The sequence below is a fragment of the Pseudomonas sp. LBUM1672 genome (assembly GCF_059695655.1).
Genome location: NZ_CP166781.1, coordinates 1848619 through 1873682, shown reverse-complemented (window position 1 = coordinate 1873682; position 25064 = coordinate 1848619). Strand labels below are relative to the sequence as shown.

Genomic DNA, 25064 nt, shown 5'->3' with positions numbered 1-25064 from the left:
CGACGCAAATCCAATGTGGGAGCGGGCTTGCTCGCGAAGAGGCCAGCACAAACACTAAAAATCCAACTGACAAACACCCTGCGACACCCCACCACGCCACGACCTTGGTCGACACTGACTAACCCCGGCCATCGTGCGAGACTGTCTGACCGGGCGGGAGTCCCGGGTGTCTTTTGCCGGGAGTTCCCATGTCGCTGTCCAGCGGGCTGATCGCCGTCGTCGCCCTGGCCTATATGGCCATCATGTTCGCCATCGCCTTTTACGGCGACCGTCGCAGCACACCGTTGCCGCCGCGAGTGCGCGCGTGGGTGTACAGCCTGTCGCTGGCGGTCTATTGCACCAGCTGGACCTTCTTTGGCGCTGTCGGCCAGGCCGCCGAGCAGCTCTGGTCATTCCTGCCGATCTACCTCGGGCCGATCCTGTTGCTGGTCTGCGCGCCGTGGGTCCTGCAAAAAATGGTGATGATCAGCAAACAGGAGAACATCACCTCCATCGCCGACTTCATCGCCGCCCGCTACGGCAAATCCCAATCGCTGGCGGTGGTGGTGGCGCTGATCTGCATGGTTGGCGTGCTGCCTTACATCGCCTTGCAGCTCAAGGGCATCGTGCTCGGGGTGAACCTGCTGATCGGTGCCGGTGCCGACGCCATGGGCACTCGCGCGCAGGACACGGCGCTGATCGTGTCGCTGGTGTTGGCGCTGTTCACCATTGTCTTCGGTACCCGCAACCTCGACGCCACGGAACACCACCGTGGCATGGTGCTGGCGATTGCCTTTGAATCGCTGGTCAAGCTGTTTGCGTTTCTCGCGGTCGGGGCATTCGTGACTTACGGCCTGTACGACGGCTTCGACGACCTGTTCAACCAGGCCATGCTCGCCCCGCGCCTCGAAGAGTATTGGAAGGAAACCATCAACTGGCCGTCGATGGTGGTGCAGACCGGCGTGGCAATGATGGCGATCATTTGCCTGCCCCGGCAGTTCCACGTGACGGTGGTGGAAAATATTGATCCCCAGGATCTGCGCCTGGCCAAATGGGTGTTCCCGGCTTACCTGGCGCTGGCCGCGCTGTTCGTCGTACCGATCGCCCTCGCTGGTCAGATGCTGCTGCCCAGCTCGGTACTGCCGGACTCTTTCGTCATCAGCCTGCCGCTGGCCCAAGCCCACCCGGCCCTGGCGATGCTGGCCTTTATCGGTGGCGCCTCAGCGGCGACCGGCATGGTGATCGTCGCCAGCGTGGCGCTGTCGACCATGGTTTCCAACGACATGTTGCTGCCGTGGCTGCTGCGGCGGAACAACGCTGAGCGACCGTTCGAAGTGTTCCGCCAGTGGATGCTCTCGGTGCGCCGCGTCAGCATCGTGGTGATTCTGTTGCTGGCCTATGTCAGTTATCGCCTGCTTGGCTCGACCGCCAGCCTGGCGACCATCGGCCAGATCGCCTTCGCCGCCGTGACCCAACTGGCCCCGGCCATGCTCGGCGCGCTGTACTGGAAGCAGGCCAACCGCCGAGGGGTTTTCGCTGGCCTCGCCGCCGGGACATTCCTCTGGTTCTACACCCTGATTCTGCCAATCGCCGCCCACAGCCTCGGTTTGTCCTTGAGTAGCTTTCCAGGGCTGGCCTGGTTGCACAGCAACCCGCTGAACCTGCCGCTGACCCCGCTGACCCAAGGCGTGGTGCTGTCGCTGGCGGCCAACTTCACGCTGTTCGCCTGGGTATCCGTGCTGTCACGCACGCGGGTGTCGGAGCACTGGCAGGCCGGTCGTTTCATCGGCCAGGAAATCAGCGCACGCCCCAGCGCCCGCTCGATGCTGGCGGTGCAGATCAACGATTTGCTGCAACTGGCTGCACGCTTCGTCGGTGAAGAACGGGCGCGGCAGAGCTTCATCCGTTTTGCCTACCGCCAAGGCAAAGGCTTCAACCCGAACCAGAACGCTGACGGTGAATGGATTGCTCACACTGAACGGTTGCTGGCCGGTGTACTCGGCGCTTCTTCGACGCGCGCGGTGGTAAAGGCCGCCATCGAAGGTCGGGAAATGCAGTTGGAGGATGTCGTCCGCATCGCCGACGAAGCCTCGGAGGTGCTGCAGTTCAACCGCGCCCTGTTGCAAGGCGCTATCGAAAACATCACTCAGGGCATCAGCGTGGTCGACCAGTCGCTGAAACTGGTGGCCTGGAACCGGCGCTATCTGGAGCTGTTCAATTACCCGGACGGGCTGATCAGGCTTGGCCGACCGATTGCCGACATCATTCGCTACAACGCTGAACGCGGGCTGTGCGGCCCCGGCGAGGCCGAAGTGCACGTCGCTCGCCGTTTGCACTGGATGCGCCAGGGCCGCGCCCACACCTCTGAACGACTGTTCCCCAACGGGCGTGTGATCGAGCTGATCGGCAACCCGATGCCCGGCGGCGGTTTCGTCATGAGTTTCACCGACATCACCGCGTTCCGAGAGGCCGAACAGGCCCTGACCGAAGCCAACGAAGGCCTGGAGCAACGCGTTACCGAGCGGACCCATGAACTGTCACAACTCAACGTGGCGCTGACCGAAGCCAAGGGCACCGCAGAATCGGCCAACCAGTCGAAAACCCGCTTTCTGGCAGCGGTCAGCCATGACCTGATGCAGCCGCTGAATGCCGCGCGCCTGTTCTCCGCCGCTCTTTCCCATCAAGAGGACGGTCTGTCCAGCGAGGCGCAGAAACTGGTGCATCACCTGGACAGTTCGCTGCGTTCTGCCGAGGACTTGATCAGCGATCTGCTGGACATTTCCCGCCTGGAAAACGGCAAGATCAACCCGGACCCCAAACCCTTCGCGCTCAACGAACTGTTTGATGCGCTCGGTGCCGAGTTCAAGGCACTGGCTCAGGAGCAAGGGCTGAAATTCCGGGTTCGGGGCAGCACGTTGCGGATCGACAGCGACATCAAACTGCTGCGACGGATTCTGCAGAACTTCCTGACCAACGCGTTCCGCTATGCCAAGGGGCCGGTGCTGCTTGGCGTCCGGCGGCGCAAGGGCGAGTTGTGCCTGGAGGTCTGGGACCGTGGGCCGGGGATTGCGGAAGACAAACTGCAGGTGATTTTCGAGGAGTTCAAACGCCTCGACAGCCACCAGACGCGCGCCGAGAAAGGCCTGGGTCTGGGACTGGCGATTGCCGACGGGCTGTGTCGCGTATTGGGTCACAGCTTGCGCGTACGGTCCTGGCCGGGGCGTGGCAGCGTGTTCAGTGTCAGCGTGCCGCTCGCGCGGGCTCAGACTGTCGCGCCGGCCAAGGTCAGCGAACTCAATGGCCATGTGTTGAGCGGCGCGCAGGTGCTGTGCATCGATAACGAAGACAGCATCCTGATCGGCATGAACAGCTTGCTGACACGCTGGGGTTGCCAGGTCTGGACCGCGCGCAACCGCGACGAATGCGCGGCGCTGCTGAAGGACGGTGTACGTCCGCAGCTGGCGCTGGTGGATTACCACCTGGACCATGGCGAGACCGGGACCGAGTTGATGGCGTGGTTGCGCACTCAATTGGGAGAGCCGGTGCCGGGGGTGGTGATCAGTGCCGATGGCCGGCCCGAGACGGTGGCCCAGGTGCATGCGGCGGGCCTGGAGTACCTGGCCAAACCGGTGAAACCGGCGGCGTTGCGGGCGTTGTTGAGTCGGCATTTGCCGTTGTGATGGAGGGCTTGAGCTCTTTGGCGGCAGTGCTGACGCCTTCGCGAGCAAGCCCGCTCCCACAGGGAATCGGAGTTGTTGCACACATCGAGTGAGCAAGCCAAAAAACCTGTGGGAGCGGGCTTGCTCGCGAAGCTTTTGACCTATTCAGGCAACTCAGCCAATCCATCGACATCGGTCATCGCTCGCTCCAGTAGATCAGCCGGCAAGCTCTTGCTGGCGCGCGCACCCAGCAATTTCAACTGCTCACTGCGACTGACCAGATTGCCGCGCCCTTCTGTCAGCTTGTTGCGCGCAGAGCTGTAGGCCTTGTCCAGTTGCTGCAAGCGATTGCCGACTTCATCCAGATCCTGGATGAACAACACGAACTTGTCGTACAGCCACCCGGCACGCTCGGCGATTTCCCGGGCGTTCTGGCTCTGGCGCTCTTGCTTCCACAGGCTGTCGATGACCCGCAGGGTCGCCAGCAACGTAGTCGGGCTGACGATGACGATGTTGCGGTCGAAGGCTTCCTGGAACAGTGTCGGCTCAGCCTGCAAGGCAGCGGAAAACGCCGCTTCGATCGGCACGAACAGCAAGACGAAATCCAGGCTGTGCAAGCCGTCGAGTCGCTTGTAATCCTTGCCCGACAGGCCTTTGACGTGATTGCGCAGCGACAGGACGTGCTGCTTGATGGCGATCTGGCCGATGGCATCGTCTTCGGCCGCCACGTATTGCTGATAGGCCGTGAGGCTGACCTTGGAGTCGACCACGACCTGCTTGTCGCCCGGCAGATAAATGATCACGTCCGGCTGGAAACGCTCACCGTCCGGGCCCTTGAGCGTGACTTGGGTCTGGTACTCGCGGCCCTTCTCCAACCCGGCGTGTTCGAGCACGCGTTCAAGAATCAGCTCGCCCCAGTTGCCTTGGGTTTTCTGCCCTTTCAAGGCGCGGGTGAGGTTGGTGGCTTCGTCGCTCAGGCGCAGGTTCAGCTGCTGCAGGCGCTCCAGTTCCTTGGCCAGGGAAAACCGTTCGCGGGCTTCGGCCTGATAGCTTTCCTCAACGCGTTTTTCGAAAGACTGGATGCGTTCCTTCAAAGGATCGAGCAATTGGCCCAGGCGCTGCTGGCTGGTTTCGGCGAAACGCTGTTCACGCTCGTCGAAGATCTTGCCCGCCAGCTCGGCAAACTGAGCTCGCAGCTCGTCACGCGAGCCTTGCAGGTCGTTGAGGCGTTGTTGATGGCTGTCCTGCTGCTCACGCAGTTCGGCGGTGAGCGAGGCCGCCCGGGCGTCCAGGCGCCGCAGCTCGGCTTCTTTGCCGGCGCGCTCGATGTTCCAGGCGTGAGATGCATCGCGGGCGTCATCGCGCTCGATTTGCAGCAGTTCGATTTCACGGCGCATGGCGGCCAACTCTGCTTGCTTGGCACCGTTGGCCTGGCTCAGATCACCGATTTCATCGCGGCAGGCTTCGAGCTGAGCGTTCAAACCGTCCTGCGCCAGTTGCGACATGGCCAGACGCTCTTCCAGCAAGGCCACCTCGGCCTGCCCCGCGCTCGCCCGGCGCTGGATCTGCCAGGCGAGTACCAGCAATGGCAATGCAGCGCCCGCCAGACCAAGCAAAATGCTGGTCAAGTCCATAGCCATAGCGACTCCTGCCGATGAGATAAAGCTTGAAGGGTAACCAAGGCGTCAGAACTTGGACAGCTCAGTCTTCGACCAGGCCCAGTTCCTGTAGGGCGCGCCGATCCCCTGCTCGCGCGGCTTGGCGCAGCAGGTCCTGGCCAATGCGGCGATCGCGGGCATTGCCGCATTCGCGGCACATCAGCTGGCCAAGACGACTTTGCGCGGCCACGACACCTTCACGGGCAGGCTGCTTGAGCAAACGCCCGGCGAAGTGTTTGACGTTGGTGTTTTCACCCAGGCGCGGGCTATCGAGCAACCACTCCGCCACTCGCATCGAAAAGCGTTTGGGAGGGGTAACACCGGGAGGTGTGGAGGTCGCAGAAACTGATACGGAGCGAAACTTCATAAAGCACTGTGGGGCAGATCGGAAGGCGCGCCACTCTACTCTTTTTTTCTTACAGGTAAAGCCTAAAAAAACCCGGCACGCCCGTCCTAGAGCAAGCGCTCGGGACAATCCACAGAAGCTGTGGATAACTCAGTGGACAACCGCCCTTGAACTCTCGCAAAGCCCTGTGGAATGGGGCTCGCAGTCAAACTGACGATTTTTTCACCAGTAAAAAAAAGCGATGTTTTTCATTGACTTAAATTTTCAATACAGGCACCCACTGTGATCGATTCGCGGATGACAGTGCGGTTACAGTCTGCGCAACTTATGTGCACAAGTACCTTCGCGGCAGTTATATCGATGCGCTTTTTCGGAGCGTTTTGCAGACCGTTTCTGGGGATAACCTTGGCAAACCCTTGTCCCAGGCTTGTGCCGGACAGATGACCAGTGGTCGGAAATCGGCCCAATGCGGAGCGAGATTGCGGGGCTCTGCAATTATTTTGCTTTCACGCTTCCCTTCGCCCACTCGATCCGTTAGTATCCGCGGCGTTAGTACCAAGCTGAAAGTCAATTCTGGTCGAACAAATCCTCCCGGTCAGCCTTCCCAACGGAAGCCTCTACCGAACAAGCGGGATCGACCACCTCGATGGTTTCCAGGTAAACCTTGCGCCAACACAGCCTTTGAATCGAAAGCAAAGGGTGTTGCGAAGCTCACTTACTCTGACCGAACCAGCCTGCAAATTGATCAGGATCTTCACCCCGGGCCCAGAACCTTTGCCCTTGATGTGTTGCCTGCCCTCCTAAGTACCTACCTGCCAGCCCAAGCGCGCCAATTATCAGCGCTTCAAACTGGCTGCTTTGTTCCAGTCGGGTTCTTCGTTCGACCAATGGTGGTCGTCGTCACTGGAACGTTTTAATTTTGCACGGTTCTTATCCGTGTCGCTTGTAGGAACACCCATTTAATGACTACTCAAATCCACACCCAGGATGCCATCCGCACCCTAACCAACGCTTTTGCACCAATGAACTGCCTGATCATGGCTGCTCGCAAAGGCTGCTTCAGCTTCACTCTGGTCAACGAACACGGCATCGCTCGTCACAGCGAACGCCTCTACCCCGATCAATACTCCAGCGCAGAACCGCTGCAGGCCGTGATCGAGCGTACCCGTCAGGCACTGGTTGCCTGATACGCCAGAAAGACTGAAAACCTCAAAAGCCCTGCTCAAAAAGTGGGGCTTTTTATTGCCTGTTATTTCCCCTCAGGCAGCCTGCGGCTAAGCACTAACCGATATAACGGTTATAACTCGAAGCCGGAAATATTTTAAAAACAGTCCTTTACAGCGCGAATATGACACTACACTTCAACTCAAGCGGCTTGTTCCGCTTCCGGCGAGCCTGATTCGATTCACCAGCTGCCAACGCTCCCTTCAGGTATCGCCGACCACTTCATGTTCCGAGGGCTTTATGGGTATCGCTGCCAGCGAACTGTGCCGTTATGTGATCCGCCCGACTTTGATTTACCTAGGGCGCCATAGCGCAACTGCCGAATCCTTGCTGCTGGGCATCGCCGCCAGTCAGTCAGCCCTTGGTTCCGCCCTGCATGACCGCCGTGGGCACGGCCTGTACCGAATTGCCGAACCCCGCCACCAGGCTCTCTGGGATCATTACCTGGCCCTGGACCCGGAGCGAGCAAGTCTCGTGCGCGGCTTGGCCAGCCAGCATGCCTTTCTCAGCGGACCGCACCTGGAATTGACCGTCAACCTGCGTTACGCCACTGCCATCGCCTGGCTGCTGGTGGAAGAACAGAACACTCCCCTCCCCGCCGCAGATGACTTGTTGGGAATGGCCCGAATCTGGCGCCAGACTTTTCAGCCTCAAGGTCGCCTTCGCGACTTCACCTACGCTTGGCAAACCTGTGTTTCACCAATGAATCAGGTCGCCTGCTGACCCTCCGGTTTCCAAAGATCCTGTAACGGGTCGCGAATCTGGTTGGATTGTCCTACAAAACCGCTCTAACTCAAGCGATACAGCCTATAGCGCTGGGACGAAAATGTTGGTAATTTTCGCCCCGGTGATCACCAGGAGTTCTAATAATGAAAAAAGTAATGCTCAAAACCACCATTAGCCTCGCCGTTGCCATGGCATCCACCCAGATTTTCGCAAGTGGCTTTGCCCTCAACGAACAAAGCATCAGCGGGATGGGAACAGGTTTTGCCGGGCGATCTTCTTCTGCCGACGACGCATCCACCATTGCTGGTAACCCTGCCGGCATGTCCCGCCTCAAGCGCGAACAAGTGACCGGCGGTATTGCATTCATCGACGCGCACACTGACATCAGTGACGCCAGCTCCAGTCCGAATGGCGGTACCAACAAAGGTGACATGGTCCCTTTCATGGGCGTGCCGATGGGCTACTACGTCAAGCCAATCGATGACCACTGGGCAGTCGGTTTCGGCGTCTACGCTCCATTCGGCCTGGTGACCGACTACGAGAAAGGCTTTGCCGGCCGTTACTTCGGCAGCAAGAGCGAAGTCAAGATCGTGACCCTGCAACCAACTGTCAGCTACGCCTTCAACGACAAGGTCTCCATCGGTTTCGGCCCGACCATCAACCGCGTCGACGGCACCCTCGAATCGAACCTGTCGATCACCCAGGCCGCGCCGGACGGCAAGGTCAAGATCGAAGGTGACGACACTGCGCTGGGCTACAACATCGGCGTGCTGGTCCAAGCCACCGACAGCACTCGCGTCGGCCTGACCTACCACTCGAAAGTGAAGTACAAGCTCGAGGGCAACACCAAGGTCGACTACAACGTCCTCGCTGCCGTGGGTCAGAACCCAAGCCAGAAGTACGATGCCTCGCTGGACCTGACCACGCCTGAATCGGTGGACTTCTCGGTCACTCACCAGCTGGACGACAAGTGGACCCTCTACGCAGGCAGCACCTGGACTCGCTGGAGCCGCCTGAAAGAAATCACCGTTGATAACAAAGGTGTTCCGGCGATCCTGAACGGCCAGTTCGGCACCATCACCGAAGAACAGAACTGGCACGACACCTGGGCTCACGCCATCGGCGCGTCCTACCAGTTGAACAAGCAATGGGTATTGCGTACCGGTCTGTCCGTCGACCAGGCGCCGACCAACAACACCGACCGTTCCCCACGCATTCCGACTGGCGATCGCAAGATTTTCAGCCTGGGCGCTGGCTGGAGCCCGACTGACGACCTGACCATCGACGTCGCGTACTCGTACCTGCGTGAAGAGTCGGTCAAAGTTGACAACAGCAACAACCGTGGCCAGAACTACAACGCCAAGTATGAAAACTATGCGAACGGTTTCGGTGTAGGCGCGACCTACCGCTTCTGATGATTCACGGCGAGCCTGAAACGCTCGCCACCTGAATCAAAAAAAGCCCCGCGCTCTTGTACAGAGGCGGGGCTTTTTAGTGGGCGTCAATCAGGGTTGCGAGGCCAGTGCTTTTTCCACCGCCTCGATGAACTCAGGGTCGTCGGGTTTGGTCAGGCTGGAGAAATTGGCGATCACCTTACCCTTGCGATCAACCACGTATTTGTAAAAATTCCACTTCGGCGCGCTGGTCTGTTTGGCGAGGACCTTGAACAGGTGAGTCGCGTCGTCACCGCGGACTTTCTGTGGCTCGGTCATGGTGAACGTCACGCCGTAGTTCACGTAGCAAACCTTGGCGGTCTCGGCGCCGTCCTTGGACTCCTGCTTGAAGTCATTGGACGGAACGCCGATCACCTCCAGCCCCTGATCCTTGTAGCGCTGATTCAGTGCCTCAAGGCTTTTGAACTGCGGGGCGAAACCACAGAAGCTTGCGGTATTGACCACCACCAGCGGTTTACCCTCAAACCGCTGGCACAGGTCGATGGATTCCTTGGCGCGCAGCTTGGGCAACGAACCCTGCAACAACTCCGGGCACTCGGCCGCTTGTGCCAATCCGGTAAACGCCACCAGCAACGCGGGGACTGCAATCCAGCGCATCAGCATGTCGGTTTATCCTTGATCAATGGTCACAAACGAAGTTACTCGCCCTCGCCTGTTCCTAGCAAGCACCCATGCCCAACTGCATCAGCGCCAGCCCGCCTTGATGCCAGCCCCACCAGGCCAGCGCCAGCAGCAAGGCGCCGACAGCGGCGACCGCTATTCGCGGCCAGAGACCGTTCATATCGCACTCAACCGGGTTTGCAGGCGCGCTACCGGCTGCTCACGCACCGGCCAGTTCAGGGCGGCGGCCAACAGGCTCAAGAGGATTGCCACTTGCCAGATCAAGTCATAGCTCCCGGTCCGGTCATACACCACCCCGCCCAACCAGCCGCCGAGGAACGAGCCGAGCTGGTGGAAGAGAAAAACAATCCCACCGAGCATGGACAGGTTTCGCACACCGAACAAGGTCGCCACCGTGCCGTTGGTCAATGGCACGGTCGACAGCCACAGGAAGCCCATCGCCATGCCGAACAGGTACGCGGTGGTCGTGGTGACCGGTACCCACAGGAACAGCGTAATCACCACCGCCCGCAGCAGATACAAACCGGTGAGCAAACGCGGCTTGGACATGCGCCCGCCAAGCCATCCTGCGGTGTACGTGCCGAAGATATTGAACAGCCCGATCAGCGCCAGCACCGTGGTGCCCACCGTGGCGGGAAGGTGTTGATCCACCAGATACGCCGGCAAGTGCACGCCGATGAACACCACCTGGAAACCGCAGACAAAAAAGCCGAACGCCAACAGCCAGAAACCCGAATGGGAGCAGGCTTCATGCAGCGCTTCGGAAAGGGTCTGTTCATGGCCGAGCACAGGCAGCGGTTTGTCCTTGAGCATGCTTACCAATGGAATGATCAGCGCCACCAGCAGGCCCAACACCAGCAATGCCGCGGACCAGCCCAGCCAGCCGATCAACCCCAGCGTACCGGGCAACATGGCGAACTGACCAAACGAACCGGCGGCGCTGGCGATACCCATGCCCATGCTGCGTTTCTCCGGCGGCACGGCGCGACCGACCACGCCGAGGATCACCGAGAACGACGTGCCCGACAGGCCGATGCCGATCAACAGGCCCGCACTCAGGGACAAGGTTACCGCCGAGTCGGACAAGCCCATGAACACCAGGCCCAAGGCGTACAGCACACCACCGACCAACACCACTTTCGCCGCGCCAAAGCGGTCGGCCAGCGCGCCGGTGAACGGCTGCGCCAGGCCCCAGATCAGGTTCTGCAAGGCAATGGCAAACGCAAACGTCTCCCGTCCCCAGCCGAATTCGGCACTCATCGGTGCCAGAAACAGGCCGAAGCCGTGTCGCACGCCCAACGACAATGCCAGGATCAGCGCACTCCCCACCAACACCCAACCGCACGTACGCCACATCGAGGTCATTCTTATTCTCCGGTAGCGGGTATATACCCGCTTATGATCGGAAAAACCGGCATCACGCCAGTTCGTCCAGCAGTCGCAACAAGGTTTCGCGTTTCTCGGCACCCAGACGGTCGATCAACCGCTGCTGTGCCGCTTCCCACGCCGGCAAGGCCGCTGTCAGGCGATCAGCACCCGCCTGGGTCAGGCGGACGATGCGGTTACGCATGTCCTCGCCCTCGACCAGCGCCACCAGCCCCTCACCTTCCAGCACCCGAAGATTGCGCCCCAGGGTGCTACGGTCCAGGCCCATGGCTTCGGCCAGGGTGGAAATACTCGGTTCATTCAGACGCTGCAGATTGCACAGCAAAGAATACTGGGCGACGTTGATTCCGAAGCCATCGAGAGCGCCGTCATAATGCCTGCTGACGCCACGGGCGGCGCGTCGCAGGTTGGTGCATAAACATTGAGAGTCGAGCATGGTGCGTGTATATACCCGCGAGTGTGTTAAATCAAGTTACAGATGGGTTCAATCAGCGATATAGAAATGTCTGGCCGACCGCAATCGCGAGCAGGCTCGCTCCCACAGTAGATCTTCAGTGAATGTTGAATTCATGTACGACGCAATAAATGTGGGAGATTCTATGTTGCCCGGCAACCCTGAATTCTCAGGCTGACAGGTATTCGCTCTGATTTTTCATCAGGGCAAATGCCACTCGACAGAGCTTTCGGGCCAAGGCAACCAAGGCCTGGGTTTTCGAGAAGCCTCTAGCCAGGTATGCCTCGTAAAACGGCTTCCATTTAGGCGAGCGACACGCCGCCATTGCGGCGTTGTACGCCAAACGACGAACCTCCGGATCTCCTTTTTTGGTCAGGTACCGCTGCCCATTCTTCTTGCCGGAGTCTTCGACTGCCAAGTCCATTCCCAGGAATGCGATGAACGCATCGCTGTTCGCAAAATCGCCCCGCATAAAGGTCGTCGCCAACCCGGTTGCGGTCAGTTCCCCAACGCCTTCGATGGCTTTGCAGCGATCAATATTCGCCTCAATTCCCGCCTCTTTGCTGACCTTGCGCAGCAGTTTCTGAATCGCCTGATCCGCTTGCTTGAACGCCTTCTGCTGAGCGACCTGCACTTTCTTCAACAAGGGTTCATTGGCCCAACTCAACATCAGCCCAGCATGGTTCTGGATCAGCGTTGCACGTCTGTGAAGCAGGCTTTTCAGCGAGCTGTAGGCCTTGGGTGGCGGGCTCCAGACCCGCAGTTTGCTTTGTTCATTCTCCAGGTAACGCGCCAGCAAACGCGCATCGCAGGGATCGTTCTTGGCTCGTTGGCCAACGCCACGGCGGTAATGACTCACGCGATAAGCATCCACCACGTAGACCTGATGACCCATCTCATGGGCCAGCTCTACCGTGTCCAAGTGGTAGATGTTGGTGGCTTCAACGGCGATAGCACTTTGGGCAGGCAGGGTTTTAAGCCAACGCTTGAGGGCGGTTCGATCGTTCTTGATGTCTTGAATGATTTGCAGGTCGGTGCGATAGACAGCAATTTGGGCCTTGGCGATATCGATACCAACAACCGTCTGCGAAGTAAGGATTGTCATGACGAATCCTCGGAGCTAGGGTTTAAGTGCTTGTTGGGGTCTACCGTTGCGCTGGCTTGTCTCTATCGTCGGTTTACCGATGAATTCCTTATCGGCGCTTTGGGTAGAAGGGGCGGGACGAGAAGTCTCCCACAGTCTGTACTGGTCAGAGTCAGAATCGAGTCTGTAGTCCCACCCACCCCTTCAAGTCTAAACATACAAGCGAGCCTGCTCGCGATGAGGCCGGTACATCCTGCCCACAAACCATCAGACCAACGCCAATCCTACCAACACCACCATCTCCAGCAACTCCAGCATCGCCCCGGCCGTATCGCCCGTCGTCCCGCCCAATCGCCGCAGCATCACCTGCCGCAACCAAACGAACATCCCGCCCGCCAGAACAAGCGCCCAGACACCGCTGAACCCTGCGATCAGCACACACGCCAACGCACTGACCGCCAACACTTGCTTACCCGCCGAGCGCGGCAAATGATCGGCCAGCGCCTGCCCCAACCCGCCGGCACGCACATACGGCGTGGTCAGAAACAACCCCAGCATCGCGCTACGACCCATCAGCGGAACGATGATCAGCAAAACAGTGTCCTGCTGCTCGATCAACGCCAGCAACGCGGCGAATTTGAGCAGCAACACCAGCACCAGCGCCACCACCGCAATCGGCCCGCTGCGTGGGTCTTTCATGATCGTCAGCGTGCGCTCGCGGTCGCCGAAACCACCGAGCCACGCGTCGGCGCTATCGGCCAGGCCGTCCAGGTGCAACGCGCCGCTGAGCAGCACCCAAACCGTCAGCAACAGCGCGGCGTGAAGCAACAACGGCGTGCCTAGTAACAGCCAGTTCAGCGCCCATAAAATGACGCCGAACAGCAGCCCGACCAGCGGATAAAACAACAGCGAACGTCCGAGTTCCTGAGGCGCCGGCATGCCGGGCAGACGAATCGGCAAACTGCTGAGAAATTGCAGGGCGATCCAGAAGGGCAACATGGTCAGATCGTTTCCTTGAGAATGGCGCCCGACTCGACGCTCAACGAAAACAGCGAGCCATGCCCGACCTCGACATTCAGCAACTGCTCTCGCGGCAAACCCCGAGCCTGCGCCAGCAACAAACGCATGACGCCGCCATGGCTGATCAACAAGATCCGTTCGCCCGCATACGCCGCGTGCAGACGCTCCACCGCCGTCAGCACCCGCGTCGAAAAATCCCCGACTGGCTCACCCTCAGGCGGCGTAAACGAATACGGATCGGCCCAGAACAGCCCCAACCCTTCGGCGTCTGTTTCCATCAACGCCGCCGCGCGCTGCCCTTCCCAGGCACCAAAGTGCAGTTCTTGCAGATCGTTGTCGAGGTGAACGGGCAGCCCCAACTGCGCTCCGAGTTCATCAGCAAACCGCGCACAACGTTGCAACGGCGAACTGATCAACCGATCCCATGGCCCTTGCTCGACCACCGCTGCGCGCATCTGCTCCCAGCCCTTGGCGGTTAGCGCATCGTCGAGGCTGCCGCGCAGACCGCCGCCGAGTTCGGTTTCACCATGACGCAGAAGGTCCAGACGCAACGTCATGCCGGGCGGTCCGCCACTGCCGCTTCGGCGAAGGTTGCCATCTGCCCGTGAAGATCGCAGGCCAAACGCAGTAACGGCACAGCCAACGCAGCACCACTGCCCTCGCCCAGACGCAGGCCGAGATCCAGCAACGGCTCGGCGTTCAGTGTTTCCAGCACATGACGATGACCCGGCTCGGCGCCGCGATGGCCGAACAACAGCCATTCACGGCATTGCGGGTTCAAGCGCACTGCCACCAACGCGGCGACGCTGCAGATAAAGCCGTCCACCAGCACCGCAACACCCTCCTGGGCGCACGCCAGATACGCGCCAACCAGCGCCGCAATCTCAAACCCACCGAGGTTGAACAGCGTCTGCAACGCATCGCCGCGCTGAGCGCCATGCAATGCCAAGGCACGTTCGATGACCCGGGCTTTGTGGCTGACACCCGCAGCGTCCAGACCCGTACCCGGCCCAGCCAGATGCACCACCGGGCAATCGAGCAAGGCACAGGCCAGCGCGCTGGCCGCCGTGGTGTTGCCGATGCCCATCTCGCCGCCGATGAACAGCTGCGCACCGGCGGCGACCGCACGCTGCACGCTGTCGCGACCGGCCTGCAAAGCGAGTTCACCCTGGGCCTGCGTCATGGCCGGACCTTTGACGAAATTGGCGGTGCCCGCACCGATGTTGAGGTGACGCACGCCCGGCAGGTTCAACGACGGCGTTACGGTGCCGAGGTCGACCACTTCCAGGGAAGCTCCGAGCTGGCGCGCCAGCACGCTGATCGCCGCGCCGCCGCTGACGAAGTTGTGCAGCATCTGCCCGGTGACTTCCTGAGGGAACGCCGAGACGCCTTCCGCCACCACACCATGATCGCCGGCAAAAATGGCAATCCACAGCTGATCAAGACTCGGTTTGACCTGACCCTGCAGCCCTGCCAATTGCACCGCAACGGCTTCGAGCCGGCCGAGGGAGCCGGCGGGTTTGGTCAGTTGCTGTTGACGTGCCTGCGCCAGTTCCACGGTTTGCGAATCGACCGGCTTGCACGGGTTCAGCCACCAGGTTTGAGTCATAACGCAGTTCCTTTCAAAGTCAGGGGCAGGCCGGCGACGGTCAGGACGACACGTTGGCAGCGCTCGGCCAGGGCTTGATGCAGCCAACCGGCTTCATCGACATAGCGGCGAGTCAATTCGCCCAGCGGCACGACACCCATTCCGGTCTCGTTGCTGACAAAAATGATTTCACCCGGCAACGAGGCCAGGCAGTCCAGCAGGGCTTCGCGTTCAGCGTTGAGACGTTCGGCGTCGTCGAGCATCAGCAGATTGGTCAGCCACAGGGTCAGGCAATCCACCAGCAGGCAACGCTCGGCGCGGGCGTTTTCGCGCAGCACTCGGGCGATTTCCAGAGGCTCTTCGATCAACGCCCATTCGGCCGGGCGACGGGCACGGTGATGGGCGACGCGTTCGTTCATTTCACCGTCCAGTGGCTGGCTGGTGGCGATATAGGTGACCTGAAGCTGGCTGTCTGTCGCGAGTTTTTCAGCGAGGCGGCTTTTGCCGGAGCGGGCGCCGCCAAGGATTAGTTGCAGCATGGTTCATTCCTTAAAATCATCGGTGAGGCGACTGGCCTCATCGCGGGCAAGCCCGCTCCCACAGTTTCTGTGGTGGACACCTATTTGTGAGCAGCCTCCATCCTTGTGGGAGCGGGCTTGCCCCCGATGAGGCCGGCACAGCCACCTCAAATCCCGCAGAGCTCACGCAGCAATCGGGTATCCAAATGCTTCTCCACCAGATCCGCCAACCGCTCGATATCCCGCTCGCGCAACCCGTGGTAATCCACATCTTGCACATCCTGCAAACCCGCCCAGCGCAGCAGCGCACTGCAGGCTGCGGGTGATTCAAACAGGCCATGCAAGTAGGTACCAAAAATCTGGCCGTCAGCACTTTGCGCACCATCGCAGCGACCGTCGTCCAGCTGCACCGCAGCGTTTTCCAGCGCGGGGCCGGTGGTCACTCCGGCATGGATTTCGTAGCCGCTGACCTGCGCATCCTCCAGCGCCAGACGACCGCGCACATTGCGCAATTGCTTCTCTTCTTCGAGCCGGGTTTCAAACGCCAGCAAACCCAGACCGGTACTGGAACCGGGCGCGCCTTCGAGGCCCAGCGGATCGTGCACCTGCTCACCGAGCATTTGCAGACCGCCGCAAATCCCCAGCACTTTGCCGCCATAACGTAAATGACGACTGATGGCCGTGTCCCAGCCATTGGCCCGCAGGTACGCGAGGTCACTGCGCACGCTTTTCGAGCCGGGAAGAATGATTAGATCAGCCGGCGGGATCGCCTGGCCGGGGCCGATGAATTGCAGGTCAACTTGCGGATGCAGGCGCAGCGGATCGAAATCGGTGTGGTTACTGATGCGCGGCAGCACCGGCACCAGCATTTTGAGCACGCGCTCAGCCTTGTCGGTCTGGCGCTGATCGATGCCGTCCTCGGCTTCCAGGTGCAAATCCATCACATACGGCAGCACGCCGATTACCGGTTTGCCGGTGCGTGCTTCCAGCCAGTCGAGGCCGGGTTGCAGTAAGGCGATGTCACCGCGAAAACGGTTGATGATGAAGCCTTTGACCCGCGCCTGTTCGGTCGGCGACAGCAGTTCCAGCGTGCCCACCAGATGCGCAAAAACCCCGCCACGATTGATGTCGGCAATTAACACCACCGGGCAATCCACCGCTTCGGCAAAGCCCATGTTGGCGATGTCGCCAGCACGCAGATTGATCTCGGCCGGCGAACCCGCACCTTCGACCATCACCACCGGATACGCCGCGCTCAATCGCTCATGGGAGGCCAGCACCGCTTGCATGGCGATGGTTTTGTAGTCGTGATAGGCGACTGCGTTCATCGTCGTGACCGCGCGACCATGGATGATGACCTGGGCGCCTGTGTCGCTGTTGGGTTTGAGCAGCACCGGATTCATGTCGGTGTGCGGCTCAAGGTTGGCCGCCTGAGCCTGCACCGCCTGGGCGCGACCGATCTCGCCACCGTCGGCGGTCACGGCACTGTTGAGCGCCATGTTCTGTGGTTTGAACGGCACGACACGCACGCCCTGACGCGTGACCCAGCGACACAGCGCCGTCACCAGCGTGCTTTTACCGGCATCCGACGTGGTGCCCTGCACCATCAACGTTGTCATTGGGTTTCCTTTACGAAGGCTTGAAGCGCTTGCTCAAGACGCAGCCAATCGGCTTCATCCGCCGGCAAGCCGAAACGCACGCTGCTGTTGTGGGTGAACAGCCGCAGCAAAATGCCGCGCCGCGCCATGAACTCGTGAAGCGCTTCAGCATGCTCGGTGATCAGCCATTGAAACAACGCGCAGCCACCCTGCGGCTGCAAACCATACTGCCCAAGCAAAAGTGCCAGACGCTCGCTGGCCGCTTCGCTGCGCACGCGCTGCCTGGCGTGGCCTTCGGTGTCCAGCAAACAGGCTTGGCCCAACACCCGTGTCGGGCCACTGACCGCCCACGGGCCCACCTGCTCGGCGAGCAGTTTGAGCAGCTTGCGCTCAGCCAGCACAAAGCCCAGCCGCACACCGGCCAGACCAAAAAACTTGCCGAAAGAACGCAGCACAATCAAACCGACCTGATGGGCAAACGGTGCCAGGCTCAGCGTCGGCGTGTTGTCCATGAACGCTTCGTCCACCACCAGCCAGCCACCGCGCGAGGCCAGTCGGGCGTGCCAGTCGAGCAGGCGGCTCGGGGTCAGGCTCAGGCCCGTCGGGTTGTTCGGGTTGACCACCACCAGCACGTCGAGGCTGTCGATATAGAAGTCGACTTCCTGCTCCAGCACTTCGCGCACGATGTAGCCGTTACGCCGCCAGGCTTGCGCGTGTTCGGCGTAACACGGCGACAACACGCCGACCTTGCCGGCCCGGCGCAAACGCGGCAGCAACTGGATGGCCATTTGCGAACCGGCGACCGGCAGCACCTGGGCCGCACCGTAATAATCGCAAGCGGCCTGCTCCAGGCCGTCATCGGTTTCCGGCAAGCGCGCCCAGGCCCGCAGCGGAATCTCCGGGGCCGGGAATGGCCACGGCGCGAGGCCGCTGGACAGGTCCAGCCAATCGGCTTCGGCGATGCCGTATTCGAGCGCTGCCTTACGCAACCGGCCACCGTGCTCAAGCATAGAATTCAGCTCCCACGCAGAGAATCAGCAGCCATAACCATACCCCGCGCTGGACCAATTGCCAGCCACGGTCGATGGAGTCGGCATCCGCCGGCACGCCTTCGCCCAGTTGCGGACGCTGATGCAGTTCACCGTGATAGATCGCCGCCCCGCCCAACTCGACGCCGAGCGCCCCGGCACCGGCCGCCATCACCGGCCCGGCGTTCGGGCTGTCCCAGGTCGGGCCCTGGGTGCGCCAGCATTTCAACGCCAGTCGGGTTTTGCCCAGCAGCGCGTAGGTCAACGCCACCAGGCGCGCAGGAATGTAGTTGAGGACGTCGTCGATCTTCGCCGCCGCCCAGCCGAAACGTTCGAAGCGTTCGTTGCGATAACCCCACATTGCGTCCAGGGTGTTGCTCAAGCGATAGAGCACCACGCCGGGTGCGCCGGCCACGGCAAACCAGAACAGCGCGGCGAACACCGCGTCGCTGCCGTTCTCCAGGACTGATTCGGTGGCGGCGCGGGCCACTTCGGTCTTGTCCAGTTCGCTGGTCTGACGGCTGACCAGATAGCCCACGCGAATACGCGCTTCAATCAGATCATCGCTGCGCAAGGCCTTGGCCACCGGCTCGACGTGTTCGCCGAGGCTGCGCATGCCGAGGGCGCAATAGAGCGCGAGAATCTCGACAATCCAGCCGACATAGGGCGCCCAGGAAAACGCCGTGGCCAGCAAGGTCAGCGGCAACACTGCAATCACCCAAGCGGTGACGCCATGACTACGCCAGCCACGACCTTCACCGTTGAAACGTTGCTCGATGCGGTCGGCAAAACGGCCGAACGCCACCAGCGGATGCCAGCGTTTGGGTTCACCCAGCAGCGCGTCCAGCGCAACCGCGGCGACACTCAATAACGCCACACTCATTGACTCACTCCCCAATAATTTTCATACAGCAACTCACTGAGCGGACGCACCTGCGCCCACCCTTCGAGTACCAGCATCGGCGCCGGATAGAATTCCTTGACCGGACCGAGACAAAGAACCGCCAACGGCTTGGCCCCGGGCGGCAGACCCAGCAAGTCCGCCAGCGCTTGTGGCTCGAACAGCGACACCCAGCCCATGCCCAGACCTTCGGCGCGGGAGGCCAGCCACAGGTTCTGGATCGCGCAGGACAACGAGGCCATGTCCATTTCCGGCAAGGTGCGACGACCGAAGATATGGCGCTCGCGATCGTCCATCAGCGCGGCGACCAGCACCTCGGCGCAGTCGTTAATGCCTTCGACCTTGAGCGTCATGAATTCATCAGTGCGCTCGCCGAGGGCTTCGGCGGTACGGATGCGTTCTTCTTCCACCAGTTGCTGGATCTTGCCGCGCAGGGCCCGGTCGCTGATGCGGATGAACCGCCAGGGCTGCATCAGGCCGACGCTCGGCGCCTGGTGGGCGGCTTCGAGCAGGCGTCGCAGTAACTCGGGCTCGACCGTGCCACCGCTGAAATGACGCATGTCACGGCGTTCAGCAATTGCCCGATAAACCGCTTCGCGTTCGGCCTCGGAGAAGGCGTTGTCGCTCATGGCCTCTTCGCGGGCAAGCCCGCTCCCACAGGGTTTTGGTCAGGCGCAAATAGCGCTGCAACCGCCGATGGATTGGACGGAAAATAAAAGTGCACATAAGAGGCGGTCATCCGCCCCTCACGATAAACCGCCTCAGCCCCACGCCCGCCATTGGGGCTCAGCCCGCGGGCAATCGGCTCAAGCTCGGTGCTGGTCAGCGAATGGTGATAGGTGTGCCCGCGCAGCGAACCTTCCGGCAACTCAACCGCTTGCAACGCCAGCGCGGCCAGACGCTTTTGCATCACCGCATCACCTTTGAGCAAGCCGACCAGTTCGGCGCGAGTGCCTTCGACATCGGTCAAGGAGTCGAGCAGGTACAACATCCCGCCACACTCGGCCAGCAACGGTTTGCCGGCGGCATGATGGGCGCGGATCGCATTCAGCATCGAGGTGTTCTGTGACAGCGCCACGTGGTGCAGTTCCGGGTAACCGCCCGGTAGATAAAGGCTGTCCGCCTCTGGCAAATCAGCATCGCGGATAGGCGAGAAAAACAGCAACTCGGCGCCCATCGCCCGTAGCAAATCCAGGCTCGCGCCGTAGGTGAAAGCGAACGCTTCATCACGGGCGACGGCGATTCGCACGCCGGCCAGCAAAGGCTCGGCGACGATCATTTCAGGCGCCGCAAATTCCACGGGCGGAGGCAGCGCCACATCGCAACTGCTGGCCAGCGATTCAGCCGCCGAATCGAGGCGCAGGTCGAGATCGTTCAACTCACTGGCCTGGACCAGACCGAGATGCCGACTCGGCAATTCGATCCCGGTTTCCCGCGACAACGCGCCGTACCAGCGCAAACCTTCAGTCAGGCTGCCTTCGAGCAATTGCGCGTGGCGTAAAGTGCCCACGCGGTTGGCCAACACACCGGCAAACGGCAAGTCCGGCTGATACTTCGCCAAACCCAGCGCCAGCGCTCCAAAGGTCTGCGCCATGGCCGTGCCATCGATCACGCCGAGCACCGGCACACCGAAGTGCCGCGCCAGGTCAGCGCTGGACGGCGTACCGTCGAACAGCCCCATGACGCCTTCGATAAGGATCAGGTCGGCTTCACCGGCGGCTTCCCACAACAGTCGACGACTTTCCTGCTCGCCGACCATCCACATGTCCAGTTGATACACCGGCGCACCGCTGGCGCGCTCGAGAATCATCGGGTCGAGAAAGTCCGGCCCGCATTTGAACACGCGGACCTTGCGTCCCTGATTGCGATGCAAACGGGCCAGCGCGGCGGTGACGGTGGTCTTGCCCTGACCGGAGGCCGGCGCGGCGATCAGTACCGCCGGGCAATGACGATGGCTATTCATAAAGTGCAGCTCACAACTCGACGCCTTTTTGCGCTTTGATCCCGGCCTGGAATGCGTGCTTGATCACGCCCATTTCGGTGACCGTGTCAGCCAACTCGATCATCTCCGGCTTGGCGCCGCGACCGGTGACCACCACGTGTTGCATCGACGGACGCGCCTGCAAGTCAGTGAGCACTTGATCAAGGTCGAGGTAACCGTGCTTGAGGGCGATGTTCAATTCATCGAGCACCACCAGGCCGATCGATGGATCGCGCAGCAATTGGCGGGACACCGCCCAGGCGGCTTCGGCGGCGGCTATGTCACGCTGGCGGTCCTGGGTTTCCCAGGTGAAGCCCTCGCCCATCACATGAAAACGCACCTGATCCGGGAAGCGCCGGTAGAACAATTCTTCGCCGGTGCTGTTGCGGCCCTTGATGAACTGCACCACGCCGCACTGCATGCCGTGGCCCATGGACCGGGCGAGCATGCCAAAGGCCGAGCTGCTCTTGCCTTTGCCATTGCCGGTCAGCACCAGCAGCAGGCCGCACTCGTTCGGCGAGTTGGCGATGCGTTCGTCGATCACGGCTTTTTTGCGCTGCATGCGCGCCAGATGGCGTTCGTCACGATCAGGGGAATCAGTCATGGGGGAGCTCTCCGTTGAGGCTGGATAACGGCGGGCAGGCACAGAAACAGACGGCAAGAAGCCTGGCATCGCCCACCGTGATGCCGTTGGATGAATCAGGCCGGTCTCCGGGCTCATGAGCGGCATTCGCCGGACTGCGCGCCTTCCCATGTCGACAGTCAACACAGTGGCTCAAGGCGTAGTCTTCACTCATTTACCGTTGCGGGGGCAGCGCCGGGATCGTGACGTTTCGTCGCGTGAAGATAGTCACTCACCAGCTTCCCTGTTTCACTCTGTCGGCTTCGCCACAGAGCACCTGAAACAAGCGCGAAGGTTAGAGGGTTGGGGGTGGAGCGTCAATTGAAGACAAAGCCAGGGCGAGCGATATACTGCCGCCGGTCAATTTACTGACACCCCAACTTGCACCACACTGTCAGCAGTGATATCAAAGCGCCACAACCCAACAACACAATTACAAGGGTGAGCACATGCAAGGCATGATCATCAGCAATCCGAAGCTGGAATTCCTGCGACCGGCGCTGGAACGCTGGTTTGACTGTATCGACCGCTACAATGCGGTGCGCGGCGATAACGACACGCCTTATTGGTACGACGAAAAAGCCAACCTTGGCTTGCTCTCCGCCGCGGCCTGGATGGCGGAAATGGTCACGTTGCAACAAACGCCGACCCGTAAACAGAACGAAGAAGGCGAACGCAACAGCCGCGCCGATCTGTTTATCGCAACCACCGAAGAACGCGCCTACCTGCAGGCCACGCAACGCTGGCCGAAGGTCAATAGCCTGAACCTGACCCAGGCATTGCAGGACATCACCAGCGACGCCAAACGCATCAGCTACGCCAGCGACCTGAAACTCGGCTGCCTGTTCGTTGCGCCACAAAAGGCCCAGCAGAGCGCGACGCCGGAAGAACTCCAGGACATGGTCGACGACCTGCAAAAGGAACACAGCTGCGCCGTGGCCTGGTATTTCCCGTACGCCTATCGCAAGTTGCGCAACGAAGCCGGCAACTATCACCCTGGCATCGCCGTCCTGTTCAAGGAAGCCCGCGGCTGACCGGTTGAACCATCGCGCGTCTAAGCTTCTCTATGATTAAGTCAATGCATTCATAGGGAAGTCCAGCATGCGCAAGCCCCAGCTCGTTCTTGTCATCGCGCTCGCCGGAGGGCTCGCCGCTTGTGGTGAAACCTCCAGCCTGCAAGTCTCCGACGGCACCGGCCCGTCACCTAAGTTGCCCGAACCGAACAAGACCCTGATCCCGACGGTGAATATCGCCCCGGCGATCGGCTGGCCGGAAGGTGCGAAACCCACCGCCGCAGCCGGCACTCAGGTGGCGGCCTTTGCCGAAGGGCTCGATCACCCGCGCTGGCTCTACGTGCTGCCCAACGGCGATGTGCTGGTGGCTGAAACCAACGCGCCACCGAAACCCGATGACGGCAAAGGCATTCGCGGCTGGGTCATGGGCAAAGTCATGGGTCGCGCCGGTGCCGGCGTCCCCAGCCCGAACCGCATCACGCTGCTGCGGGACAAGGACCACGACGGCATCGCCGAAACCCGCACGGTGTTCCTGGAAAACCTCAATTCCCCTTTCGGCATGACCTTGGTTGGCAATGACCTGTACGTCGCCGACACCGATCGTTTGTTGCGTTTTCACTATGGAAATGGCGATACCGCGATCAAATCGCAGCCGATCAAGGTGGTCGATCTGCCGGGCGGCACGCTGAATCATCACTGGACCAAAAACGTCATCGCCAGCAAGGACGGGAGCAAGCTGTACGTCACGGTCGGCTCCAACAGCAACGTTGGCGAAAATGGTCTGGATCAGGAGGAAGGTCGGGCGGCGATCTGGGAAGTGGATCGCGCCACCGGCAACCACCGGATCTTCGCCTCGGGGATTCGCAATCCAAACGGCCTTGCGTGGGAACCGCAGACCGGCGCGCTGTGGACGGCAGTCAACGAGCGTGACGAGATCGGCAGCGATCTGGTGCCGGACTACATCACGTCAGTGAAGGACGGCGGATTCTACGGCTGGCCCTTCAGCTATTACGGCCAGCACGTCGACATTCGCGTCGAGCCGCAAAACCCGGACCTGGTGGCCAAGGCCATTGCCCCGGACTACGCGGTGGGCCCGCATACCGCGTCGCTGGGCCTGTCGTTTGCCGAGGGCAACACACTTCCAGCGCAGTTCAAGGAAGGCGCCTTCATCGGCCAGCACGGGTCATGGAACCGCAAACCGCACAGTGGTTATAAAGTGATTTTCGTCCCATTCAGCGCAGGCAAGCCGACCGGGCAACCGGTGGATGTGCTGACTGGTTTCCTCAATAAGGATGAGAAGGCTATGGGCCGGCCGGTGGGCGTGGTGATTGATCAGCAGGGAGGTTTGCTGGTGGCCGATGATGTCGGGAACAAGGTGTGGCGGGTTTCGACCGCTAAATAGGTCTCAACTGCCAACATCTAACCAATATGAGAGCGGGCTTGCTCGCGAAGACGGCATTACATTCAACATCAATGTCGACTGTTATGACGTCTTCGCGAGCAAGCCCGCTCCCACATTAGATCGGTTCAGCGCCTACCTTTTGCGGCACAGCGTTAAACCATCCCCCAACGGCAACAACGACAGATCCACCCGCGTGTCATCCTTCAAGGCGCGATTGAGCGCCTGGATGGCGCGGGTATCTGCACTCTCGGGACTCTGCTCAAGCACCCGCCCGCTCCACAGCGTGTTATCGAACACTGCTAGCCCGCCAACGCGCAGTAAACGCAGCGCATGCTCCAGATAGCCCGGATAGTTAGCTTTATCGGCATCGATGAAGATCAGATCGAATTGCCCCGGCTGATTCAGCTGAGCCAAGGTTGCCAGCGCAGGCGCCAGGCGCAGATCAATACGATGGGCGAGCCCCGCCTCCTGCCAGTAACGGCGTGCGATAGCGTTGTAGTCGCCGGGGATATCACAGCAGATCAGCGAGCCGTCCTCCGATAACGCTGAAGCCATGCACAAGGCGCTGTAACCGGTGAACGTGCCGACTTCCAGCAAGCGCTTCGCGCCGATGAGCTTGACCAGTAACGCGAGGAACTGCCCCTGCTCCGGCGCCACTTGCCAGCGCGCCATGGGTAGCGCCTGGGTTTCGTCGCGCAAGCGCTTGAGCAACGGCGTTTCTCTCAGGGAAACATCGAGCAGGTATTGGTACAGGGAATCGTCGAGATTGAGCGTGCGAGCGGTCATGACAACCTCTTCGGAC

24 protein-coding genes and 1 riboswitch are annotated in these 25064 nt (G+C 60.8%); of the genes, 6 read left to right on the top strand and 18 right to left on the bottom strand.

From position 1 onward, the window contains the following. Positions 1-188: 188 nt before the first annotated feature. On the top strand, positions 189-3659 hold the full coding sequence (locus ACA053_RS08440) for a hybrid sensor histidine kinase/response regulator (protein ID WP_497316568.1): 3471 nt from the start codon (positions 189-191) through the stop codon (positions 3657-3659). Positions 3660-3799: 140 nt separating this feature from the next. Here the strand turns inward: ACA053_RS08440 and ACA053_RS08435 are convergent, their stop codons facing one another. Together ACA053_RS08435 and ACA053_RS08430 are read right to left on the bottom strand one after the other, a co-directional pair. Beyond that, entirely contained in the window at positions 3800-5164 is a 1365-nt protein-coding gene (locus ACA053_RS08435; RefSeq protein WP_178082342.1) for a DNA recombination protein RmuC, read from the bottom strand. A gap of 175 nt (positions 5165-5339) precedes the next feature. Further along, complete coding sequence (locus ACA053_RS08430; protein WP_109628672.1) at positions 5340-5663, bottom strand: SEL1-like repeat protein; 324 nt, start codon at positions 5661-5663, stop codon at positions 5340-5342. Between the two features lie 941 nt (positions 5664-6604). Between ACA053_RS08430 and ACA053_RS08425 the strand changes: the two genes are divergently transcribed. From ACA053_RS08425 to ACA053_RS08415, 3 genes are all read left to right on the top strand, one after another. Next, entirely contained in the window at positions 6605-6829 is a 225-nt protein-coding gene (locus tag ACA053_RS08425) for a hypothetical protein (RefSeq protein WP_008031832.1), read from the top strand. Between the two features lie 277 nt (positions 6830-7106). Further along, a complete protein-coding gene (locus ACA053_RS08420; RefSeq protein ID WP_109628671.1) occupies positions 7107-7589 on the top strand; it encodes a hypothetical protein in 483 nt (160 codons plus the stop codon). Between the two features lie 146 nt (positions 7590-7735). Then, a complete protein-coding gene (locus tag ACA053_RS08415) occupies positions 7736-9007 on the top strand; it encodes an OmpP1/FadL family transporter (protein WP_109628670.1) in 1272 nt (423 codons plus the stop codon). Between the two features lie 90 nt (positions 9008-9097). Here ACA053_RS08415 and ACA053_RS08410 read toward each other — a convergent pair whose 3' ends face one another. From ACA053_RS08410 to cobO, 15 genes are all read right to left on the bottom strand, one after another. After that, positions 9098-9649 carry a glutathione peroxidase gene (locus tag ACA053_RS08410; protein WP_109628669.1) on the bottom strand — a complete coding sequence of 184 codons (552 nt, stop codon included), beginning with the start codon at positions 9647-9649 and terminating at the stop codon, positions 9098-9100. Positions 9650-9704: 55 nt separating this feature from the next. Next, positions 9705-9827 carry a hypothetical protein gene (locus tag ACA053_RS08405; protein ID WP_497394990.1) on the bottom strand — a complete coding sequence of 41 codons (123 nt, stop codon included), beginning with the start codon at positions 9825-9827 and terminating at the stop codon, positions 9705-9707. Continuing rightward, positions 9824-11032 (bottom strand): MFS transporter, encoded by a 1209-nt coding sequence (locus ACA053_RS08400; RefSeq protein ID WP_497394988.1) that lies wholly within the window; start codon positions 11030-11032, stop codon positions 9824-9826. The genes ACA053_RS08405 and ACA053_RS08400 overlap by 4 nt, the downstream gene beginning before the upstream one ends. A 52-nt stretch (positions 11033-11084) precedes the next feature. Then, a complete protein-coding gene (locus tag ACA053_RS08395) occupies positions 11085-11489 on the bottom strand; it encodes a MarR family winged helix-turn-helix transcriptional regulator (RefSeq protein ID WP_109628667.1) in 405 nt (134 codons plus the stop codon). A 187-nt stretch (positions 11490-11676) separates the two neighbouring features. Further along, positions 11677-12612: an IS110 family transposase gene (locus tag ACA053_RS08390; protein ID WP_497312732.1), complete on the bottom strand. Its 936-nt coding sequence runs from the start codon at positions 12610-12612 to the stop codon at positions 11677-11679. Positions 12613-12858: 246 nt separating this feature from the next. Beyond that, positions 12859-13590: an adenosylcobinamide-GDP ribazoletransferase gene (locus ACA053_RS08385; protein WP_497316561.1), complete on the bottom strand. Its 732-nt coding sequence runs from the start codon at positions 13588-13590 to the stop codon at positions 12859-12861. 2 nt (positions 13591-13592) lie between these two features. Further along, complete coding sequence (cobC, locus tag ACA053_RS08380; protein WP_497394986.1) at positions 13593-14168, bottom strand: alpha-ribazole phosphatase family protein; 576 nt, start codon at positions 14166-14168, stop codon at positions 13593-13595. Beyond that, positions 14165-15220: a nicotinate-nucleotide--dimethylbenzimidazole phosphoribosyltransferase gene (gene cobT, locus ACA053_RS08375; RefSeq protein WP_497394984.1), complete on the bottom strand. Its 1056-nt coding sequence runs from the start codon at positions 15218-15220 to the stop codon at positions 14165-14167. The genes cobC and cobT overlap by 4 nt, the downstream gene beginning before the upstream one ends. Beyond that, the gene (gene cobU, locus ACA053_RS08370) at positions 15217-15738 is read right to left on the bottom strand and encodes a bifunctional adenosylcobinamide kinase/adenosylcobinamide-phosphate guanylyltransferase (protein ID WP_497394982.1); all 522 of its coding nucleotides are present in this window, start codon (positions 15736-15738) and stop codon (positions 15217-15219) included. The genes cobT and cobU overlap by 4 nt, the downstream gene beginning before the upstream one ends. A gap of 146 nt (positions 15739-15884) precedes the next feature. Next, positions 15885-17336: a cobyric acid synthase gene (locus tag ACA053_RS08365; RefSeq protein WP_497394980.1), complete on the bottom strand. Its 1452-nt coding sequence runs from the start codon at positions 17334-17336 to the stop codon at positions 15885-15887. Then, positions 17333-18325: a threonine-phosphate decarboxylase CobD gene (cobD, locus tag ACA053_RS08360; protein WP_497394978.1), complete on the bottom strand. Its 993-nt coding sequence runs from the start codon at positions 18323-18325 to the stop codon at positions 17333-17335. The genes ACA053_RS08365 and cobD overlap by 4 nt, the downstream gene beginning before the upstream one ends. Next, positions 18318-19226 carry an adenosylcobinamide-phosphate synthase CbiB gene (gene cbiB, locus ACA053_RS08355; RefSeq protein WP_497394976.1) on the bottom strand — a complete coding sequence of 303 codons (909 nt, stop codon included), beginning with the start codon at positions 19224-19226 and terminating at the stop codon, positions 18318-18320. The genes cobD and cbiB overlap by 8 nt, the downstream gene beginning before the upstream one ends. After that, a complete protein-coding gene (gene bluB, locus ACA053_RS08350; protein ID WP_497394974.1) occupies positions 19223-19873 on the bottom strand; it encodes a 5,6-dimethylbenzimidazole synthase in 651 nt (216 codons plus the stop codon). The genes cbiB and bluB overlap by 4 nt, the downstream gene beginning before the upstream one ends. After that, the gene (locus tag ACA053_RS08345) at positions 19870-21207 is read right to left on the bottom strand and encodes a cobyrinic acid a,c-diamide synthase CobB (RefSeq protein WP_497394972.1); all 1338 of its coding nucleotides are present in this window, start codon (positions 21205-21207) and stop codon (positions 19870-19872) included. The genes bluB and ACA053_RS08345 overlap by 4 nt, the downstream gene beginning before the upstream one ends. A 10-nt stretch (positions 21208-21217) precedes the next feature. Further along, positions 21218-21829: a cob(I)yrinic acid a,c-diamide adenosyltransferase gene (gene cobO, locus ACA053_RS08340; protein WP_497394970.1), complete on the bottom strand. Its 612-nt coding sequence runs from the start codon at positions 21827-21829 to the stop codon at positions 21218-21220. Positions 21830-21910: 81 nt separating this feature from the next. Continuing rightward, positions 21911-22143, bottom strand: a riboswitch (cobalamin riboswitch). Between the two features lie 153 nt (positions 22144-22296). On the opposite strand from cobO, the gene ACA053_RS08335 reads away from it, so the two are divergent. After that, positions 22297-22881, top strand: a complete 585-nt coding sequence (locus ACA053_RS08335; RefSeq protein ID WP_497394968.1) for a hypothetical protein — start codon at positions 22297-22299, stop codon at positions 22879-22881. A gap of 67 nt (positions 22882-22948) precedes the next feature. Next, positions 22949-24262, top strand: a complete 1314-nt coding sequence (locus tag ACA053_RS08330) for a PQQ-dependent sugar dehydrogenase (protein ID WP_497394966.1) — start codon at positions 22949-22951, stop codon at positions 24260-24262. A 132-nt stretch (positions 24263-24394) separates the two neighbouring features. On the opposite strand, the gene ACA053_RS08325 is transcribed toward ACA053_RS08330, so the two are convergent. Beyond that, entirely contained in the window at positions 24395-25048 is a 654-nt protein-coding gene (locus ACA053_RS08325) for a class I SAM-dependent methyltransferase (protein ID WP_497316541.1), read from the bottom strand. Positions 25049-25064: the final 16 nt, after the last annotated feature.

Bases quoted from the DNA above. Each gene is read 5' to 3' on its own strand.
- ACA053_RS08330 (WP_497394966.1), top strand. From the start codon at position 22,949: ATGCGCAAGCCCCAGCTCGTTCTTGTCATCGCGCTCGCCGGAGGGCTC.
- ACA053_RS08415 (WP_109628670.1), top strand. From the start codon at position 7,736: ATGAAAAAAGTAATGCTCAAAACCACCATTAGCCTCGCCGTTGCCATG.
- ACA053_RS08410 (WP_109628669.1), bottom strand. From the start codon at position 9,649: ATGCTGATGCGCTGGATTGCAGTCCCCGCGTTGCTGGTGGCGTTTACC.
- cobO (WP_497394970.1), bottom strand. From the start codon at position 21,829: ATGACTGATTCCCCTGATCGTGACGAACGCCATCTGGCGCGCATGCAG.
- ACA053_RS08395 (WP_109628667.1), bottom strand. From the start codon at position 11,489: ATGCTCGACTCTCAATGTTTATGCACCAACCTGCGACGCGCCGCCCGT.
- ACA053_RS08325 (WP_497316541.1), bottom strand. From the start codon at position 25,048: ATGACCGCTCGCACGCTCAATCTCGACGATTCCCTGTACCAATACCTG.
- ACA053_RS08405 (WP_497394990.1), bottom strand. From the start codon at position 9,827: ATGAACGGTCTCTGGCCGCGAATAGCGGTCGCCGCTGTCGGCGCCTTG.
- ACA053_RS08365 (WP_497394980.1), bottom strand. From the start codon at position 17,336: ATGACAACGTTGATGGTGCAGGGCACCACGTCGGATGCCGGTAAAAGC.
- ACA053_RS08440 (WP_497316568.1), top strand. From the start codon at position 189: ATGTCGCTGTCCAGCGGGCTGATCGCCGTCGTCGCCCTGGCCTATATG.
- ACA053_RS08425 (WP_008031832.1), top strand. From the start codon at position 6,605: ATGACTACTCAAATCCACACCCAGGATGCCATCCGCACCCTAACCAAC.
- cobU (WP_497394982.1), bottom strand. From the start codon at position 15,738: ATGCTGCAACTAATCCTTGGCGGCGCCCGCTCCGGCAAAAGCCGCCTC.
- bluB (WP_497394974.1), bottom strand. From the start codon at position 19,873: ATGAGCGACAACGCCTTCTCCGAGGCCGAACGCGAAGCGGTTTATCGG.
- ACA053_RS08400 (WP_497394988.1), bottom strand. From the start codon at position 11,032: ATGACCTCGATGTGGCGTACGTGCGGTTGGGTGTTGGTGGGGAGTGCG.
- ACA053_RS08420 (WP_109628671.1), top strand. From the start codon at position 7,107: ATGGGTATCGCTGCCAGCGAACTGTGCCGTTATGTGATCCGCCCGACT.
- cobT (WP_497394984.1), bottom strand. From the start codon at position 15,220: ATGACTCAAACCTGGTGGCTGAACCCGTGCAAGCCGGTCGATTCGCAA.
- cobC (WP_497394986.1), bottom strand. From the start codon at position 14,168: ATGACGTTGCGTCTGGACCTTCTGCGTCATGGTGAAACCGAACTCGGC.
- ACA053_RS08335 (WP_497394968.1), top strand. From the start codon at position 22,297: ATGCAAGGCATGATCATCAGCAATCCGAAGCTGGAATTCCTGCGACCG.
- ACA053_RS08390 (WP_497312732.1), bottom strand. From the start codon at position 12,612: ATGACAATCCTTACTTCGCAGACGGTTGTTGGTATCGATATCGCCAAG.
- cobD (WP_497394978.1), bottom strand. From the start codon at position 18,325: ATGCTTGAGCACGGTGGCCGGTTGCGTAAGGCAGCGCTCGAATACGGC.
- ACA053_RS08430 (WP_109628672.1), bottom strand. From the start codon at position 5,663: ATGAAGTTTCGCTCCGTATCAGTTTCTGCGACCTCCACACCTCCCGGT.
- ACA053_RS08345 (WP_497394972.1), bottom strand. From the start codon at position 21,207: ATGAATAGCCATCGTCATTGCCCGGCGGTACTGATCGCCGCGCCGGCC.
- ACA053_RS08385 (WP_497316561.1), bottom strand. From the start codon at position 13,590: ATGTTGCCCTTCTGGATCGCCCTGCAATTTCTCAGCAGTTTGCCGATT.
- cbiB (WP_497394976.1), bottom strand. From the start codon at position 19,226: ATGAGTGTGGCGTTATTGAGTGTCGCCGCGGTTGCGCTGGACGCGCTG.